17 protein-coding genes are annotated in these 15,551 nt (G+C 64.5%); 10 read left to right on the top strand and 7 right to left on the bottom strand.

Translation table 11 applies throughout. The annotated features are described in order from the left end of the window. Positions 1-28: 28 nt before the first annotated feature. From C2U70_RS23210 to C2U70_RS23180, 7 genes are all read left to right on the top strand, one after another. Positions 29-1,573, top strand: a complete 1,545-nt coding sequence (locus tag C2U70_RS23210; RefSeq protein WP_140980739.1) for an ABC transporter substrate-binding protein — start codon at positions 29-31, stop codon at positions 1,571-1,573. Between the two features lie 6 nt (positions 1,574-1,579). Next, positions 1,580-2,530 carry an ABC transporter permease gene (locus C2U70_RS23205; protein WP_140980738.1) on the top strand — a complete coding sequence of 317 codons (951 nt, stop codon included), beginning with the start codon at positions 1,580-1,582 and terminating at the stop codon, positions 2,528-2,530. Next, positions 2,517-3,386: an ABC transporter permease gene (locus C2U70_RS23200; protein WP_140980737.1), complete on the top strand. Its 870-nt coding sequence runs from the start codon at positions 2,517-2,519 to the stop codon at positions 3,384-3,386. The genes C2U70_RS23205 and C2U70_RS23200 overlap by 14 nt, the downstream gene beginning before the upstream one ends. Continuing rightward, a complete protein-coding gene (locus C2U70_RS23195) occupies positions 3,383-4,375 on the top strand; it encodes an ABC transporter ATP-binding protein (protein ID WP_140980736.1) in 993 nt (330 codons plus the stop codon). The genes C2U70_RS23200 and C2U70_RS23195 overlap by 4 nt, the downstream gene beginning before the upstream one ends. Beyond that, positions 4,372-5,352 carry an ABC transporter ATP-binding protein gene (locus C2U70_RS23190; protein WP_140980735.1) on the top strand — a complete coding sequence of 327 codons (981 nt, stop codon included), beginning with the start codon at positions 4,372-4,374 and terminating at the stop codon, positions 5,350-5,352. The genes C2U70_RS23195 and C2U70_RS23190 overlap by 4 nt, the downstream gene beginning before the upstream one ends. 83 nt (positions 5,353-5,435) lie before the next feature. After that, positions 5,436-6,503, top strand: coding sequence for an alcohol dehydrogenase (locus C2U70_RS23185; protein ID WP_140980734.1), 1,068 nt, complete (start codon positions 5,436-5,438; stop codon positions 6,501-6,503). A gap of 119 nt (positions 6,504-6,622) precedes the next feature. Beyond that, positions 6,623-7,702 carry an isocitrate/isopropylmalate dehydrogenase family protein gene (locus C2U70_RS23180; protein ID WP_140980733.1) on the top strand — a complete coding sequence of 360 codons (1,080 nt, stop codon included), beginning with the start codon at positions 6,623-6,625 and terminating at the stop codon, positions 7,700-7,702. Between the two features lie 102 nt (positions 7,703-7,804). Here the strand turns inward: C2U70_RS23180 and C2U70_RS23175 are convergent, their stop codons facing one another. The 4 genes from C2U70_RS23175 to C2U70_RS23160 all read right to left on the bottom strand — a co-directional run bounded on the left by C2U70_RS23175 (position 7,805) and on the right by C2U70_RS23160 (position 11,838). Further along, entirely contained in the window at positions 7,805-8,620 is an 816-nt protein-coding gene (locus C2U70_RS23175) for an enoyl-CoA hydratase (RefSeq protein WP_140980732.1), read from the bottom strand. A gap of 115 nt (positions 8,621-8,735) precedes the next feature. Next, positions 8,736-10,073 (bottom strand): L,D-transpeptidase family protein, encoded by a 1,338-nt coding sequence (locus C2U70_RS23170; protein ID WP_246666837.1) that lies wholly within the window; start codon positions 10,071-10,073, stop codon positions 8,736-8,738. 317 nt (positions 10,074-10,390) lie between these two features. Then, positions 10,391-10,762 (bottom strand): helix-turn-helix domain-containing protein, encoded by a 372-nt coding sequence (locus C2U70_RS23165; protein WP_027546544.1) that lies wholly within the window; start codon positions 10,760-10,762, stop codon positions 10,391-10,393. Between the two features lie 17 nt (positions 10,763-10,779). Then, positions 10,780-11,838, bottom strand: coding sequence for a LysR family transcriptional regulator (locus tag C2U70_RS23160; protein ID WP_140980729.1), 1,059 nt, complete (start codon positions 11,836-11,838; stop codon positions 10,780-10,782). A 114-nt stretch (positions 11,839-11,952) separates the two neighbouring features. Between C2U70_RS23160 and C2U70_RS33115 the strand changes: the two genes are divergently transcribed. The 3 genes from C2U70_RS33115 (at position 11,953) to C2U70_RS23150 (ending at position 13,502) form a co-directional block, all read left to right on the top strand. Then, entirely contained in the window at positions 11,953-12,282 is a 330-nt protein-coding gene (locus C2U70_RS33115; RefSeq protein WP_186294426.1) for a hypothetical protein, read from the top strand. A 44-nt stretch (positions 12,283-12,326) separates the two neighbouring features. After that, positions 12,327-12,563, top strand: coding sequence for a hypothetical protein (locus C2U70_RS23155; protein ID WP_246666838.1), 237 nt, complete (start codon positions 12,327-12,329; stop codon positions 12,561-12,563). Between the two features lie 207 nt (positions 12,564-12,770). Then, on the top strand, positions 12,771-13,502 hold the full coding sequence (locus C2U70_RS23150; RefSeq protein ID WP_140980728.1) for a cytochrome c biogenesis CcdA family protein: 732 nt from the start codon (positions 12,771-12,773) through the stop codon (positions 13,500-13,502). A 20-nt stretch (positions 13,503-13,522) separates the two neighbouring features. Here the strand turns inward: C2U70_RS23150 and C2U70_RS23145 are convergent, their stop codons facing one another. From C2U70_RS23145 to C2U70_RS23135, 3 genes are all read right to left on the bottom strand, one after another. Next, positions 13,523-14,203: an HAD family hydrolase gene (locus C2U70_RS23145; RefSeq protein WP_140980727.1), complete on the bottom strand. Its 681-nt coding sequence runs from the start codon at positions 14,201-14,203 to the stop codon at positions 13,523-13,525. A gap of 23 nt (positions 14,204-14,226) precedes the next feature. Further along, positions 14,227-15,315: an aromatic ring-hydroxylating dioxygenase subunit alpha gene (locus C2U70_RS23140; RefSeq protein WP_210243917.1), complete on the bottom strand. Its 1,089-nt coding sequence runs from the start codon at positions 15,313-15,315 to the stop codon at positions 14,227-14,229. Positions 15,316-15,331: 16 nt separating this feature from the next. Then, positions 15,332-15,551, bottom strand: a 220-nt coding sequence (locus tag C2U70_RS23135; RefSeq protein ID WP_140980726.1) for an SDR family oxidoreductase, incomplete at its 5' end; no start/stop codon positions are given.

The raw sequence follows: 15,551 nt of genomic DNA, 5'->3' as shown, positions 1-15,551 counted from the left end.
CATCGGACGACGACTTCGGGAGGACACCATGACGAATGCGGCTGCCGCAGCGCGCGGGCTCGCGCCGATTTTCCTTGTCACGGCATTTGCGCTTGGCGTGCTGGTTCAGCCCGCGCAGGCCCAGAAATCGGGCGGCAGCATCACCGTCGGCCAGGAGCTGGATATTCCCGGCTTCGATCCGCTCAAGGTCGGCGTCTACGACACCTCGGCCAACACCGCGGCCGCATCGATCTTCGACACGCTGGTCGCGCTCGACGAGAAGGGCGAGCTGAAGCCGAAGCTCGCGCTGTCCTGGACGCATTCCGACGACTTCAAGACCTGGACCTTCAAGCTGCGGCCCGGCGTCAAATTCCACGACGGCACGCCGTTCAATGCGCAGGCGGCCAAGGAGAACTTTGATCGCCAGAAGGATCCTGCCAACAAGTGCCGTTGCGCCTTCTACATTTCCACCATCATCAGCGCGCAGGCCGTCGACGATCTCACACTGGTCTACAATTTCAGCGCCCCCTCGGTGAACTTCCCGGGGACGCAGACCATCCAGAGCTCCAACAACGTCATGCACTCGCCGACGGCGTGGAAGACCAAGGGCGACGACTATAACCGCAACCCGGTCGGCACCGGACCCTATGTCCTGAAATCCTGGACCGCGGGCGACCGCATGATCCTGGAAAAAAATCCGGACTATTGGGATAAGGGCAAACCCTATCTCGACCGCATCACCCTGAAGCCGCTGCCGGATGCGCAGTCGCGCTTCGCCTCGCTGCAATCGGGCGAGGCCGACATCATCTGGGACGACGAATACGACGCCGACAACATCCAGAAGGCGCAGAAGGACTCCAAGCTGTTCGTCAACGCCTATACCGGCTCCGGCGCGCAGGTCTATGCCATGAACACCAAATCGCCGCCGCTCGACGATGTCCGCGTGCGCCAGGCGCTGGTGATGGCACTCGACCGCAAGAAGATGTCGCAGGCGATCACCAATGGTCTCGCAAAGCCCGCGAGCAACCCTTACGGCGACGGTTCCTGGGTCAAGTGCAAGGACGATGGCGCGTTGCCCGAAGACCCCGAGAAGGCCAAGGCGCTGCTCAAGGATTACGGCAAGCCGGTCGAGTTCAAGATGATCGTCACGGCAACACCGCGCGGCCGTACCGTCGGCCAGGTGCTGCAGCAGTTCTGGAAGCGGGTCGGCGTCAACATGGAGATCGAGCAGATCGACCAGGCCACCGTCGTGCCGCGCGCCTTCATGCGTCAATTCCAGGTGACGCCGTGGCGCATCGTCGATCTCGCCGATCCCGATCCGCAGATGTATGCCAATTTCAAGTCCGGCAGCCCGGTCGCGCTTGCCAACTACGCCAACCCGGAGCTCGATGCCCTGCTCGAGCACTCGCGCTCGACCGCCGATGTCGCCAAGCGCACCGAGGACTACTGCGCCATCAGCCGCCTGATCAACAAGGAGGCGATCTGGTTCTGGACGTTCCAGAACACCTATTATTCGATCTCGTCGACCAAGCTGAAGGGCGTTTCGAAAATGTACAATGGCGTGCTCGATGTCTCCTACGCCTGGCTGGACTAAGGCACGATGCTCAACTTCGTGGTGCGGCGGCTGCTCTATCTCATACCCGTGCTGGCCGCCGTCTCGTTGCTGACATTCCTGATCGCCTCGCTGCTGCCGGGCGATCTCGCCTATGTCATCCTGGGTGACCAGGCGACGCCGGAAAAGGTCGCCGCGCTTCGCCATGACATGGGGCTCGATCAGCCGATGTGGTGGCGCTATCTGAGCTGGCTCGGCCAGGTCGTGCAGGGCGATCTCGGCCGCTCCTTCCGCACCGGGCAGACCGTGCTGCAGGCGGTTGCCGAACGCATCCCGGTTTCGATCGAGCTGATGCTGCTCGCCGAGATCATCGGGCTTGCGATCGGCGTGCCGCTGGCGATCGCCTGCGCGGCGCGCGCCGGCGGCGCGTTCGACCGCTTCATGACGGGCGGCGCGTTTGCGATGCTGTCGGTGCCGTCCTTCCTCTCCGCGATCCTCTTGATCTATCTGTTCGCGGTCGAGCTGCACTGGCTGCCGGCCACGGGCTACGTGCCCCTGACCGAGGACCCCGCCGCGAACCTGCGCTTCTTCGTGCTGCCCGCGCTGACGTTGGCGCTGGCGGAATGGCCGGGGATCATGCGCGTGCTGCGCTCCGACATGATCGCGACGCTGCAGGAGGATTACATCTCGCTGGCGAAGGCCAAGGGGCTGAAACCCTCACGCATCCTGTTCGTGCACGCGCTCAAGCCGTCGTCGCTGACGCTGGTAACGATCACAGGCATCAATATCGGCCGCCTGATCGGCGGTGCGCTGATCGTGGAATCGATCTTTGCGCTGCCGGGCATCGGCCGTCTGCTGGTCGGTGCGATCTACACCCGCGACCTCATCATCCTGCAGGGCGTGGTGCTGCTGGTCGCCTCCGGCTTCGTGATCATGAACTTCATCGTCGACATGCTCTATGCGGTCCTCGATCCCAGGATTCGCCATGGCCACGCTTGAACTCTCGCTGCCCGAAGAGGTCGAACAGCCGCTGCAGAAGAAGCGCAGGCTCGGATTCCTGTTCTGGTTTGCGATCTGCTGGATCGTGATCATCTTTGCGCTCGCGATCCTCGCGCCGATCCTGCCGCTGCAGAACCCGGTCGACATGGACATGCTGGAACGCCGCGCCTGGTTCTCGACCGAGCATTGGCTCGGCACCGACGGGCTCGGCCGCGACGAGCTGGCGCGGCTGATTTTTGGCGCGCGGGTGTCGCTGACGGTCGGCCTGTGCGCGCCGCTGATTGGCCTCACCGTCGGCGGCGCGCTCGGCTTGCTCGCCGGCTATTTCCGCGGCCGCTTCGAGACGCTGGTCGTTGGCAGCATGGACGTGCTGCTGGCCTTTCCGCCGCTGATCTTTGCGCTCGCCGTGGTCGCCTATCTCGGCCAGTCGATTCCCAACCTCACCTTCATCCTCGGCTTTCTCGGCATCCCCGCCTTTATGCGGGTGTCGCGTGCGGCGACGCTGACCTTGGCGCGACGGGAATTCGTCATCGCGGCCGAAGCACTCGGCGCCACGCATGCCCGCATTCTGCTGCGCGAGCTGTTGCCAAACGTATTCCTGCCGCTGTTCGCGTTCTTCCTGCTTGGCGTTGCCGTCACCATCGTGGTGGAAGGCTCGCTGTCCTTCCTCGGGCTAGGAGTGCCGCCGCCGATGGCGAGCTGGGGCAGCATGATCGGGGAGGGGCGCGAGAGCCTGGAGGTCGCACCGCGGCTCGCCTTCCTGCCGGCCTTTGCGATGTTCGTCACCGTGCTGGCCTTCAACCTGGTCGGCGACACCTTGCGGGCGCTCACCGATCCGCGTCAGGGGGCATTGTGAGCGGGGCCTTGCTGTCGATCCAGGACGTCGCGGTCGAATTGCCGACGCCGCGCGGAAATTTGCGCGCCGTCGACCGCGTCAACCTCACGCTGGAGGCCGGGCGCACGCTCGGGGTAGTCGGCGAATCCGGCTGCGGCAAGACCATGCTGTCGCGCGCGATCCTGCAACTGCTGCCGAAGAAGGCAAGACTTAGCGGACGCGTGATGTTCGCCGGCCAGGACCTGGCGCGGCTCGAACCTGAAAGCCTGCGCAAATTGCGCGGGCGCGATCTCGCGGTCGTGTTCCAGGATCCCATGACGTCGCTCAACCCGGTGCTGACCATCGGCACGCAGTTGATGGAGACGATCCAGGAGCATCTCGAGCTCGACGCAGCGGCCGCGAAGAAGCGCAGCATCGAGCTGTTGACGGCGGTCGGCATTCCCGCGCCGGAGCAGCGGCTGACGCAATATCCGCATCAATGTTCCGGCGGCATGCGCCAGCGCATCGCGATCGCGATTGCGCTGTCCTGCGAGCCGAAGCTTCTCATTGCGGACGAGCCGACCACGGCGCTCGACGTGACGATCCAGGCGCAGATCCTCGATCTCTTGGCGCGCGAGCAGCGCCGCCGCCACATGGCGATGATCCTGATTACGCACGATCTCGGCGTCGTCGCCGGGCGCGCCGACGAGGTCGCGGTGATGTATGCGGGCCGCGTCGTCGAGCGCGCGCCGACGCCGGCCTTGTTCAAGCGGATGCACATGCCCTACACCGAGGCGCTGCTGGCGGCGATCCCGAAACTCGAGACTGCGCCGCATACGCCATTGCCGGCGATCTCCGGCCGGCCGCCGGATCCGACGCGGCCCGTGCCCGGCTGCTCCTTTGCGCCGCGCTGCCGCTATGCCGCCGGCCGCTGCCATCAGGCCAAGCCCGACCTTTCGGCCGCCGAGACCGCAGGACATTTCTACGCCTGCTTCCATCCGATCCGGATGGCAGAGGGGATCGGCGCATGATGCAGGTTCCTGCACACACGCAATCCGATGGGCCGCTGTTGAAGGTGGACGATCTCGTCGTCGAATACGGCCTCGGTAACCGGACCGTTCACGCCGTGTCGGGCGTCAGCCTCGAGGTCGCGCGCGGCGAGACGCTTGGTCTCGTCGGCGAATCCGGCTGCGGCAAGTCGACCCTCGGCCGCGCCGTGCTGCAATTGCGGCGGCCCAAATCCGGCAGCGTGCTGTTCGACGGTCACGATCTCACGGCGATGCAGGGCGAGACGCTGCGAAAAATGCGCCAGCGCGTGCAGCTCATCTTCCAGGATCCGATCGCCTCGCTCAATCCGCGCCGCCGCATCGGCGACATCGTCGCCGAGCCGCTGATCATCGCCGGCGTCAAGGATCCCGAGAAGCGCAAGCAGGTCGTCTGGGAGGTGCTGAGCGCGGTCGGCCTCGATCCGGAACTCGTGGTCGGGCGCCTGCCGCATGAATTTTCCGGCGGCCAGTGCCAGCGTATCTGCATCGCGCGCGCACTCGTGCTCAATCCCGAATTCATCGTCTGCGACGAGCCGGTCTCGGCGCTCGACGTTTCCATCCGCGCGCAGATCCTCAATTTGCTGGAGGAGATGAAAGCGCGCTTCGGCCTGACGCTGCTGTTCATCGCCCACGACCTCGCGGTGGTCAAAGCCGTCAGCGACCGCGTCGCGGTGATGTATCTCGGGCGGCTCTGCGAGGTCGCGCCATCAGAGCAATTGTTCGCGAAGCCCGCGCATCCCTATACGGCGCTGCTGCTGGAGGCGATCCCGGTCCCCGATCCCGACGTGCGGCCCGCGGAAAGTGTGGCGACCGGCGAGCCGCCATCGCCGATTGCGCCGCCCTCGGGCTGTCGCTTCCGCACCCGCTGTCCGCGTGCCGACCAGCGTTGCAGCGCCGAGATGCCGGAATTGCGTGAGGTCGTGCCCGGCCAGCTCGTGGCTTGCCATCATCCGCTGGTCTAAACTAAGACAGGCCCGCATTTGTCTCGCCCCCGGCGGCATGGCATGCTCGTGGGCGACAACAAAAAACATGCGGGAGAACGCTCATGAAGAGTTTCAAGGTCGCCGATTTCAAGGCGCCGCTGCAGGAGTTCGACGAGGCCACGCCGCAGCCGTCGGGCACCCAGGTGCTGATCAAGGTCAAGGCGGCCGGCGTCTGCCACAGCGACCTCCACATCTGGGAAGGCGGCTACGATCTCGGTCACGGCCGCAAGCCGCTGTCGCTGAAAGACCGCGGCATCGCCCTGCCGCTGACCATGGGCCATGAGACGGTCGGCGAAGTTTTGGCGTTCGGGCCCGACGTCAAGCCGTCCGACCAGGGCGAACTGAAACTCGGTGACGTCGGCCTGGTCTATCCCTGGATCGGCTGCGGCAAATGCGAGACCTGCCGCGGCGGCGACGAGAACATGTGCCTGACACCGCGCTCGCTCGGCGTCTATTGCGACGGCGGCTATGCCGATCACATGCTGGTGCCGCATCCACGCTATCTGCTCAACCTCAAAGGCCTCGATCCCGCGTCGGCCGCGCCCTATGCCTGCTCCGGCGTCACCACCTACAGCGCGCTGAAGAAGGTCGAGCAGCACTTCAACACGCCGATCGTGATCTTTGGCGCCGGCGGCCTCGGCCTGATGGCGCTGTCGCTCCTGAAGGCGATGGGCGGCAAGGGCGCCATCGTCGTCGACATCGATTCCCGCAAGCGCGAAGCGGCCGAGAAGGCGGGCGCACTCGCGACCGTCGACGGCAAGGCGCCGGACGCGCTGGAGCAGCTCGCGAATAAGGCCGGCGGGCCGATTCGCGCCGTCATCGACCTCGTCGGCAATCCCGCCACCACGCAACTCGGCTTTGACTGCCTGACCAAGGGCGGCAAGCTCGTGATCGTCGGCCTGTTCGGCGGCGGCGCGACCTGGGCGTTGCCGCTGATCCCGATCAAGGCGGTGACGATCCAGGGCAGCTATGTCGGCAATCTGCGCGAGACGCAGGAGCTGCTCGATCTCGTCCGCGCCAAGAAAATCCCGCCGATCCCCGTCACGCCGCTGCCGCTCAACAAGGCCAACGACGCGCTGCTGGAATTGCAGAAGGGCGCCGTGGTCGGGCGCTCGGTGCTGACGCCTTAACTCGTCATTGCGAGGAGCGAAGCGACGAAGCAATCCAGACTGTTTCCGCGGATGCATTTCTGGATTGCTTCGCTTCGCTCGCAATGACAGTTTGGCTCCGTTCTTCGCCAGGAATTCCCATGTCCGCAAACAACGCCTTCCACATTGCCGTGCTCGCCGGTGACGGCATCGGTCCCGAGGTCATGGCGCCGGCGCTGGAGGTACTGCGCAGGATCGAGACGAAATCGGGCCTCAGCTTCCGCTTCACCGAGGCGCCGGCCGGGGCCAACAATTATCTCGCGACGGGCAAGTCGATGCCTGATACGACGATCAGGCTGTGCGAGGAGGCGGATGCGATCCTGCTCGGGGCCTGCGGCCTGCCGTCGGTGCGTTACCCCGACAATACCGAGATCGCGCCGCAGATCGAGCTGCGCTTCATCTTCGATCTCTATGCCGGCGTGCGGCCGGCGCGTCTCATTCCCGGCGTGCCGAGCCCGATCGTCGGCGCCGACAAGCGCGGCATCGACATGGTCGTGATCCGGGAATCCACCGAAGGCCTGTTCGCCTCGATGGGCAAGGGCGTCGTTACGCATGAGGACGCGCGCGAGACGATGGTGATCACGCGCAAGACCTCCGAGCGGCTGTTCGAATTCTCGTTCCGTCTCGCCGAGCGGCGCAAGGCGCGCGGCAAGCCTGGCGCACTGGCCTGCGTCGACAAGGCAAACGTGTTCAAGGCCTTCGCGTTCTTCCGCGGCATCTTTGACGAGATCGCCAGGAAGCATCCCGACGTGAAGACCGACCGGCTCTATGTCGATGCCTGCTCGGCGATGCTGGTGAAGCGTCCCTGGGACTTTGACGTGATGGTGATGGAGAACATGTTCGGCGACATCGTCTCCGACATCACCGCGAGCCTGATCGGCGGCCTCGGCATGGCGCCCTCGGCCGACATCGGCGACAAATACGCCGTGTTCCAGCCCTGCCACGGCACAGCGCCAGACATCATGGGGCAGGGCAAGGCCAATCCCACCGGCATGATCCTGTCGGCGGCGATGATGCTGGACTGGCTCGCGGACAAGCACGGGCTCGAAGGTGCCGCTGAAGCCGGCGAACGTATCGATCGCGCGGTGGACAAGGCCTATGCCAGCGGCATGAAACCGATGGAGTTTGGCGGCAGCGACGGCACTGCTGGGATTACCAAGGCCGTGCTCGCGGCCTTGTAGCCTCAGCTATTTCCGTTTCGTCAATGCGAGCGCAGCGAAGCAATCCGGAATCGTTCCGCGGAGGCAGTCTGGATTGCTTCGCTACGCTCGCAATGACGGGGATCACTGCCCCTTAAACTGCGGCTTGCGCTTCTCCATAAAGGCCTGCCGTCCCTCGCGGAAATCGGCGGAGTCCATGCAGGCGGCGCCGATCGCCTTGATCGCAGCCATGTCGCGCTGGCTCTCGTCCTTCAGCACCTGCGCAATGGTGATCTTCGCGGCCTTGATCGCGAGCGGTGCGTTCTCGGAGATGGTGTGCGCGATCTCCATCACTGCGCCCCAGAGCTCGTCGTCGGGGATCACGCGCTCGACGAGCCCGATGCGCAGCGCTTCGGCGGCATCAATGCGCATGCCCGTGTACATCAGGAGCCGCGCCCAGGACGGGCCGACCAGCGATACCAGATGGCGCAGGCCGTCATAGCCATAGGCGATGCCGAGTTTTGCCGCGGGGATGCCGAACTGGCTGCTGGCGGATGCGATGCGGATATCCGTGAGCATCGCCACCTGCATGCCGCCGCCGAGGCAAAAGCCCTGGATGCAGGCGATCGTCGGCTTTGGATAATTGGCGAGCAGCGCGCGCTGGGCTTCGCTCCGCCTTGAATACTCTTCGGAGGCCTCCGCGTTGTGGCGGGTCTTTTCGAACTGGCTGATGTCGGCGCCCGAGACAAAAGCCTTGCCGCCGGCGCCGCGCAGCACGACCACGCGCACCGCATCGTCGTCGCGCAAGCTCGTCAGCGCCTGGCCAAATCCCTCCCACATCTCCAGCGACATTGCGTTGCGCTTGTCGGGATTGTTGAATGTGACCGTGCCGACGCCGTCGGAAACGGCCTTCAGAATCTTGCCGTCGGCGAATGAAGTCTCATTGGAAACGTCTGACATCGCGCACCTCGCCTCGCTGGCGCGCACTGTGTGGCCGTCCCGATGCGAACGTCAACCGTGGCGAAGCGCTGAGCTCAGTGCCGCGATTGCATGGCGTCGATCTGGCGCAAATGCCTTACTGAACCATATGCGCTGAGAGCGGATGGTTCGCGGCATTGCTGAAGAAGGCGGCTTCCTCGGCGGTCGCCTCCAGCAACTGTTCGTCCTGGTTATAGACGTCGTTGCGGAACTGCACCGTCTGGTCCTTGGTCATCCAGGCCGTGAGGTAGATCCAGGCCACCGGAATCTTCTTGCTGACGCGAACCTCCTGGTGCTGCCCGCCGGCGATCGCAGCGTCGATCGCAGCGCGGCTCCATTGCGGCTGGTCCTTCAAGAGCCAGGCGGCGAGATCCCTGACATTGTCGACGCGCGAGCAGCCATGGGAGTCGAAGCGATAGTCGTTGCTGAACAGGTTCCGCATGTTGGTGTCGTGCATGTAGACCGAATAGGAGTTCGGCATGTCGATCTTGACCGCGCCGAGCGCGTTCCAGGTGCCGTTCTGCTGACGCACCGTGAAGTTGGGCGTATGCGTGCCGGACCAGTCGACCGAATGCGGATCGATCGGCTTGTCGTGGGAATCGAGCACTTCCATGTGCATGCGCTGGAGATAGCCGGGGTCCTTGCGCATATGCGCGGAAATCTCGGCCTTGGCGATCGAGGCGGGCACCGTCCAGGTCGGGTTGAGCACGACGCTGGTGATGTCGGCGGTCAGCGTCGGTGACGGTTTTTCGGTCTTGCCGACGATTACGCGATAGCGCCGCACCACGACGTCGTTCTCGATCGCCTCGGCAAAGGTGGCGGGGATGTTGACCACGACGTAGCGCGGGCCGAAGGCGAAGTTCATGTGCTGCAGCCGCTCCAGCGAGGCCTCAAGCTGGCGGATGCGCTTCTGCACGGAGACGTTCATCGCTGCGATCGTGCGCGGCGTCATCGTGCCGGTTGCGGCCAGGCCATGACGGACCTGGAAACGCTTGACCGCTTCGGCGAGGTCCTGATCGAAGGCGCCGCTCGGCTTGTCGTGGGCGAGGTCGCCGGACATGATGAGACGCTTGCGCAGCAATTCGTCACTGGGACCCAGCGTGCCCTGCGTGAATTTTGCGTCGCTCGGGATCGTCGGCCAGCCGCCGCGCACCGCGAGGTCGGCGTAGCTGAGGGCGGCGTCCCTGATGCGCTGGGCCGAGCCTTCGTCGAAGGTCGGTTCGTGCGACAAGGCGAGTGCTGCGGCCGATCGGGATTCCGGGGTCGACCCCGGCGTTGTCGCGGCCGTCGGCACGGGCGGATGCGGTGGGCTTGCGCCGGCCGGCGCCGCAGTCGCGGGCTTGGGGTTGGCCTGTCCCGTGGTCTGGCTTTCGGTATCGGCAAGGGCCGGGCCGCTTGCAAACAGGCCGACGGCAACGAGGACAGCGTGGCGCATCAACATGGTTCTGGTCTTCCCCTCTGCGAATCGCAAATCGGCCGGAAGCTAGTTCACGACGGTTGCGGTCCGATTAAACACGGCATGTCGGCGAGCGCCCTCAGCGCACGGCCAGGGGCGTCTCGATTAGGTCGCGCAAGAGGTTGGATGGGTTCGCGAAAATCGCGACGAGGAGCCAAGAAACGGGACGTTGGGGGCCCCTGAAAAAGCAAAACCGCGCGGCTGGGCGCGCGGCAAGCTGCTGTCCAATCCGGCCGCGCCCCCGCGACGCGGCCGATTGAACATTGGCCGTCAAGCGGCCCCGATCGTCGATCGGCTCAGGCCTCGTTGGCCGCGATCGATTCCATCAACGACACGAGCTGGCGCTGGACCGTCTGGTCCTTGATCTTGCTGTAGGCGCGCAGCAGGCGAAGGCTGAAGGCACTGTCGAGGAACAGGAGGCTCTCGACCTCGCGGGCCTTGTTGTCGCCGTCGTAGAAGAAGGTGACGGGAACATCGAGCGCGGACGCGATCTGCTGCAGACGAGCCGCGCCGACGCGATTGACGCCCTTTTCGTACTTCTGGACCTGCTGGAAGCTGACGCCGAGTTTCTCGCCAAGCTCAGCCTGCGAGATCTTCATCTCGACGCGCCGCAACCTGATCCGTTTGCCAAGCTCAATGTCCGGCTTGCCGGCACTGCGCTGCTTCATTCTCTTTGCCGCTGTTTTCATACTTGTTCTCGCCGTTCTTCGGTTGAAAATCCCCCGAAGAGCTGGGTCAGGGGTTCGCCCATATACACTTCCTTGAAATCGCGCGGGTGCACGAATTCATCCTTGAACCACGGGAAGCGCGCTGGATTGAAGGCTTCGATCAGCCAGTCAATCATGTGCCGCACGCGCGGAATCCGGCCGCTACCGGGATGGTAGGACAGCCAGATATCCAGCGGTCTGTTCAGCTCGACTTCCAGTGGCACCAACTTCCCGCCAAGCGCGATCGCGTAACTCGGGAACACGCCGATTCCGGCGCCGTTCGCGACAGCCCAATAGTTTGCGCTTGAGACGTTGGTCTTCATGACCAGAAGGTCACGCTCCGCAACGCCCGGGAAGAAGCTCTCAAATGTCTCTTTGGCAGCGATCTGGTCGGCGAACTGCAGCACCAGGCGGTGCTTGATCAGCTCGAGCGCCGTGCGCGGCGCGCCGTGTTTCTCGATGTACTTCTCGGCGGCCCAGAACATCAGGTGCATGCGGCCGAGCCGCACCAGCTTGATGTCGAGCGCGGAGGGGCGCGACAGATGGATCGCGACGTCGGCCTCGTGGCGCGAGACGTCGGCCGAGCGCATCGCGCAATGCAGGTCGACCAGGATGTGCGGATAGGCCTGCTGGAATTCGACCATGCGCGGGGCGAGCCAGAACGTACCCAGCCCTTCCGTGATGGCGACGCGGACTTCGCCGGAGAGCGCGTTCGCAACCGAATCGCTGGCGCGCATCACGTCGAAGGTGGCGGCCTCCATGCGCTCCACCGCGGAGACGACGAGCGCGCCCTCATCGGTGAGATGGGTGCCGTGGACGTCGCGGGTGAAAAGCGTGGCGCCGATCTGACGCTCGAAATCGTCGATCTTCCGGCGGACGGCGTTAATAGAGAGGGAAAGGCGCTCCGCGGCCGAACGGAAGCTGCCGCAACGCACGACCTCAAGGAATATCCTGGCCGCATCCCAATCCGAGAGGCCGCTGAGGATCGCCTTCTGGCGTTCCTCCAGAGGAACGCCCCTTTCCGCCAAGAGGTGCATACAAGTCCTTTCGGCTAGATAAACTGGCAGAATCTTGGGCAAACCACAACCACTGCGGGTTGGGGAACGGCGACTTTTGAACGCCATCCTTACTGCGCTTTGGGAGGTATCGGAGTGCGCCAAGGGCTGGAAATCGGGCAATGTATTGCCTGCAATGAGGGGTATCGCGTGCGTTCCGTTGCGAGCCTTGAGACGGTTGCCGAGATATCGGGTCCGCCCGGAGCAGTCGCCATTGCCCGGTCGATAGGACATTCGATCACGCCAAGCACATTGAACGCCGCGCACGCGGGCCGTTTCGTTTTACCATCTTGTTTGCAATGGAACCCGATTTTTGGGCTGGAACGCGCTGAAATCGTGTTCGAACGCCCCGACTCGCCGTGCTATTCTCACCCCCGATCATCGGCCGAGCGGATGATCGTCAACGTTTCCTACAGGTTGAATTAACGGAAAGAACGCCGGTGTCTCATTCAGACGAACAATTGCAGGCGGTGCTGGAGACGCTCGAAGAGTGCCGGAAGGTTCTCAACGAGAGCGATAGCCGCGAGACGGCTGAGCTGCTGTCGATCGTCATCCTCGACTTGCGAATGAAACTCAAAGGTATTGCCAATGCCGAGCTACGGGCATTGTGCGACGAAATGTTGCGGGGCGTCGCCAGCGATCCCGCATCGCGTGCCAAGCCGACGCAGGACCAGCCCCGGCGTCCGCTGCTCCGCGTGGTGAAATAACCACGCCGCCCAATCTCGCCTTCGCGAGCATTGCGCGCGGCCCGATGTCGCATCTGTGATCACAGGCGGCATCGGGCGGGGCCTGGCATGGCGCGCCCTCGGTTGCGCATTCCCCAGCATCGGTTACACCAGAGCCGTTCGGCCCGTGCCTTGCGCGCATCTCCTTGCGTGTGGGCTCAAGGGCCTCGAGATGGCTCCGACTGCATCATGCAAAATGTTTCGATTCCGGCGGCCCTGATTGCCGGCCTCGTCAGCTTCCTCTCGCCTTGCGTCCTGCCCCTGGTTCCGCCCTATCTGATCTACCTGACCGGCGCCACGATCGAGCATGTCGAGAGCGATGAGCCGGCGGCGGCCTCGCGGCGCGCGGTCATGATGTCGGCGTTGCTGTTCGTGCTGGGCTTCTCGACCATCTTCATCGCGCTCGGCGCCAGCGCCTCGCTGATCGGCGGGCTGATCCGTGCCTGGTCGGCCGAGCTGTCGATCCTGGCCGGCATCGTCATCATCGTCATGGGCCTGCACTTCCTCGGGCTGACGCGCATCGGCCTGTTGATGCGGGAAGGGCGGCTGCCGATTCCGAAGCCCATGGGGCTATGGGGCGCCTACATCATGGGTCTCGCCTTCGCCTTCGGCTGGACGCCCTGTATCGGGCCGATCCTGGCGGCGATCCTCTCGATCGCCGCGTCGGAAGCGACGGTAACCAAGGGCGCAGGGCTGCTCGCGGTCTACTCCGCCGGCCTCGGCATTCCCTTCCTGATCGCGGCTTTCATGGTGGAGCAGTTCTCGGCGCTGTTTGCGCGCATGAAGGGCCATCTCGTCAATGTCGAGCGCGCCATGGGCGTGCTGATGGTGGTCACCGGCATCGGCTTCCTCACCGGGGCCGTGACCACTGTCAGCATCTGGCTGCTCGAGACCTTTCCGGCGCTCCAGAGCATCGGTTGATCCGCCGGGAAACTGAGGGTTCAGCTCACGCTTTCCGCGGCATCAATGGCCAACCGCGCGAGCACGCGGGCATAGGTTTCCGCCGGCCGCGTAACATCGAACCATTCGGCCTGCATGCCTGCGGCCAGCGCGCCATTGATATTGCGCGGCTGGTCGTCGACCATGAGGCAGCGTTCGATCGGCGTCCCCAGAGAGTCCGCTGCCGCCTGATAGGCGCGCGGGTCGGGCTTCATGATGCCGGTATAGGTGGCATCCACGATCGCGTGCATCAGCTTGAGCACGGAAAGTCTTGCACCGAAGCCGGGCCCGTTGAACAGGTCGAGCTCGTTGGAGAGCACGCCGACCTTCCGTCCGGCCTGACGGACCGCGCGCACCGTGGCGAGCGCTTCGGGGCGCGTGGTGGAGTCGACGGAATCGTTTGGCGCTGGCGCCATCAGCTTGCGCGGACTGGTCCACTCCTCGCCGATCAGGCGGCCAACTTCGGCGGCGCGCAGGCCCCAATATTCCCGCTCGGTGATGCGGTCGGCGAGCATGTCGCGCCACAGCTCGTCGTTCTCAGGATCAAATGGACCTCGCCAGCGCAACGTGCCGGGCGCGAGACCGAGTCTTCGCTCGATGGATGGCTGACGTTCGAAGGTGGTCCGGCAGATGACGCCACCATAATCCAGCACAAGCGCGACAGGCACTTCAGGAGACGACATTACAGAGATCCTTTGGCCTCAGCTCACTCGGCAACCTGCAATGTGGCGGGCTGCTGGCTTGCCGCGAGCGCCTCCTCATCGAGCTGCCGCTGGATCAGCCGGCGCGCCAGCACCAGCGCCTGGTCATGCGCGATGATCATGGGCTGGAACGGCTGGCCGTTCTGCAACGCCTTCTGCTGCACCTCGATGATGTCCTTGTCCTCCTTGAAGGCGCGGGCGACGCCGTCGAACACGACGTCGATCACTTCCGAAGTCTCGGTCTTGAAGTTCGCCGCATGCGTGAACCAGTAATGGGTGCTGGTCGCCGTCTCCGGCGTCTGCACCGAGCAATGCCGGTACTGCATCGCCTCAGGGACCAGCCGTCCCTCATGTGCGCCGGTGCCGGCCGGTGCCGAGCCGGTGTAGAGGCGCACGAAGGATGGCGCGAACCATTCGTAGATCTGCCAGCGGTCGGCCGGGCCGTGGAAGGTGGCGATGCTGGCGCGGTTGGCCTGGATCTGGTCGTTGTAATAGCGCCGCGTGATCTTCAACCCGCCTTCGATCGGCTCGACCTGGGCGCGGGTCGCTGCCGTGCTCGGTGTCCCGATCGTCGTCGAGTGAACATAGGTCAGGTGCGAGAAGTCGAGCAGATTGTCGACGATGAGCGTGTAGGGCGCCTGGTAGTGCAAATAGGAGCGCTTCTTGCGCCACGCCTTGTCGGTGTGCCAGGCGAAGCGGATGATTTTGTCGGGGTCGGCCTTCGCCGGATCGCCCATCCAGATCCAGATCATCTCGTCCTGCGCGACCACCGGAAAGCTGCGCACCCGGGCGCGCTGCGGAACGATGTCCTGCCCGGGGATCTCGGTGCACTGGCCTTCGGCATTGAAGAGCATGCCGTGATAGGGGCAACGCAAACTGTCGCCCTCGCGACGACCGGTATGCAAGGGCGCACCGCGATGGCAGCAGCGGTTCTCGAGCGCAACCAAGTGTCCGTCGGCGGCGCGATAGAACACGACGGACTCGCCGAGCAGCGTGCGCTCGAGCACGCTATCGGCCGAAATCTCGTCCTCCCAGCCGGCGACATACCAACAATTCCGTACGAAACGGTCGACCCGGGTTTCGATCTCCATCATCGAAAAATCCTCCTCATCAGATGAATTGCTTGCCGCCGTCGACGACGAGCGTCTGTCCGGTCACGAAGGCAGCCAGGGGTGAAGCGAGATACAGCGCGGCGCCGACCACATCGTCGGGCACGGCCGCGCGCTTGATCGCGCCGCGCTGCGTGCCGTAGTTCGCAGCGTCAGGGATCAGGCCCAGGCTGGCGTCGGTCAGCGTGAAGCCGGGCGCGATCGCGTTGACGGTGATGCCG

The sequence above is a fragment of the Bradyrhizobium guangdongense genome (assembly GCF_006483445.1).
GTDB classification, from domain to species: Bacteria; Pseudomonadota; Alphaproteobacteria; order Rhizobiales; family Xanthobacteraceae; genus Bradyrhizobium; species Bradyrhizobium guangdongense_A.
This window is presented reverse-complemented; position numbering and strand designations above follow the sequence as displayed.

Excerpts from the sequence above, each read along its gene's own strand:
- C2U70_RS23170 (WP_246666837.1), bottom strand. The coding sequence starts at position 10,073 with ATGCGCCACGCTGTCCTCGTTGCCGTCGGCCTGTTTGCAAGCGGCCCG.
- C2U70_RS23140 (WP_210243917.1), bottom strand. The coding sequence starts at position 15,315 with ATGATGGAGATCGAAACCCGGGTCGACCGTTTCGTACGGAATTGTTGG.
- C2U70_RS23205 (WP_140980738.1), top strand. The coding sequence starts at position 1,580 with ATGCTCAACTTCGTGGTGCGGCGGCTGCTCTATCTCATACCCGTGCTG.
- C2U70_RS23145 (WP_140980727.1), bottom strand. The coding sequence starts at position 14,203 with ATGTCGTCTCCTGAAGTGCCTGTCGCGCTTGTGCTGGATTATGGTGGC.
- C2U70_RS23180 (WP_140980733.1), top strand. The coding sequence starts at position 6,623 with ATGTCCGCAAACAACGCCTTCCACATTGCCGTGCTCGCCGGTGACGGC.
- C2U70_RS23165 (WP_027546544.1), bottom strand. The coding sequence starts at position 10,762 with ATGAAGCAGCGCAGTGCCGGCAAGCCGGACATTGAGCTTGGCAAACGG.
- C2U70_RS23175 (WP_140980732.1), bottom strand. The coding sequence starts at position 8,620 with ATGTCAGACGTTTCCAATGAGACTTCATTCGCCGACGGCAAGATTCTG.
- C2U70_RS23210 (WP_140980739.1), top strand. The coding sequence starts at position 29 with ATGACGAATGCGGCTGCCGCAGCGCGCGGGCTCGCGCCGATTTTCCTT.
- C2U70_RS23150 (WP_140980728.1), top strand. The coding sequence starts at position 12,771 with ATGCAAAATGTTTCGATTCCGGCGGCCCTGATTGCCGGCCTCGTCAGC.
- C2U70_RS23190 (WP_140980735.1), top strand. The coding sequence starts at position 4,372 with ATGATGCAGGTTCCTGCACACACGCAATCCGATGGGCCGCTGTTGAAG.
- C2U70_RS23185 (WP_140980734.1), top strand. The coding sequence starts at position 5,436 with ATGAAGAGTTTCAAGGTCGCCGATTTCAAGGCGCCGCTGCAGGAGTTC.
- C2U70_RS23200 (WP_140980737.1), top strand. The coding sequence starts at position 2,517 with ATGGCCACGCTTGAACTCTCGCTGCCCGAAGAGGTCGAACAGCCGCTG.
- C2U70_RS23160 (WP_140980729.1), bottom strand. The coding sequence starts at position 11,838 with ATGCACCTCTTGGCGGAAAGGGGCGTTCCTCTGGAGGAACGCCAGAAG.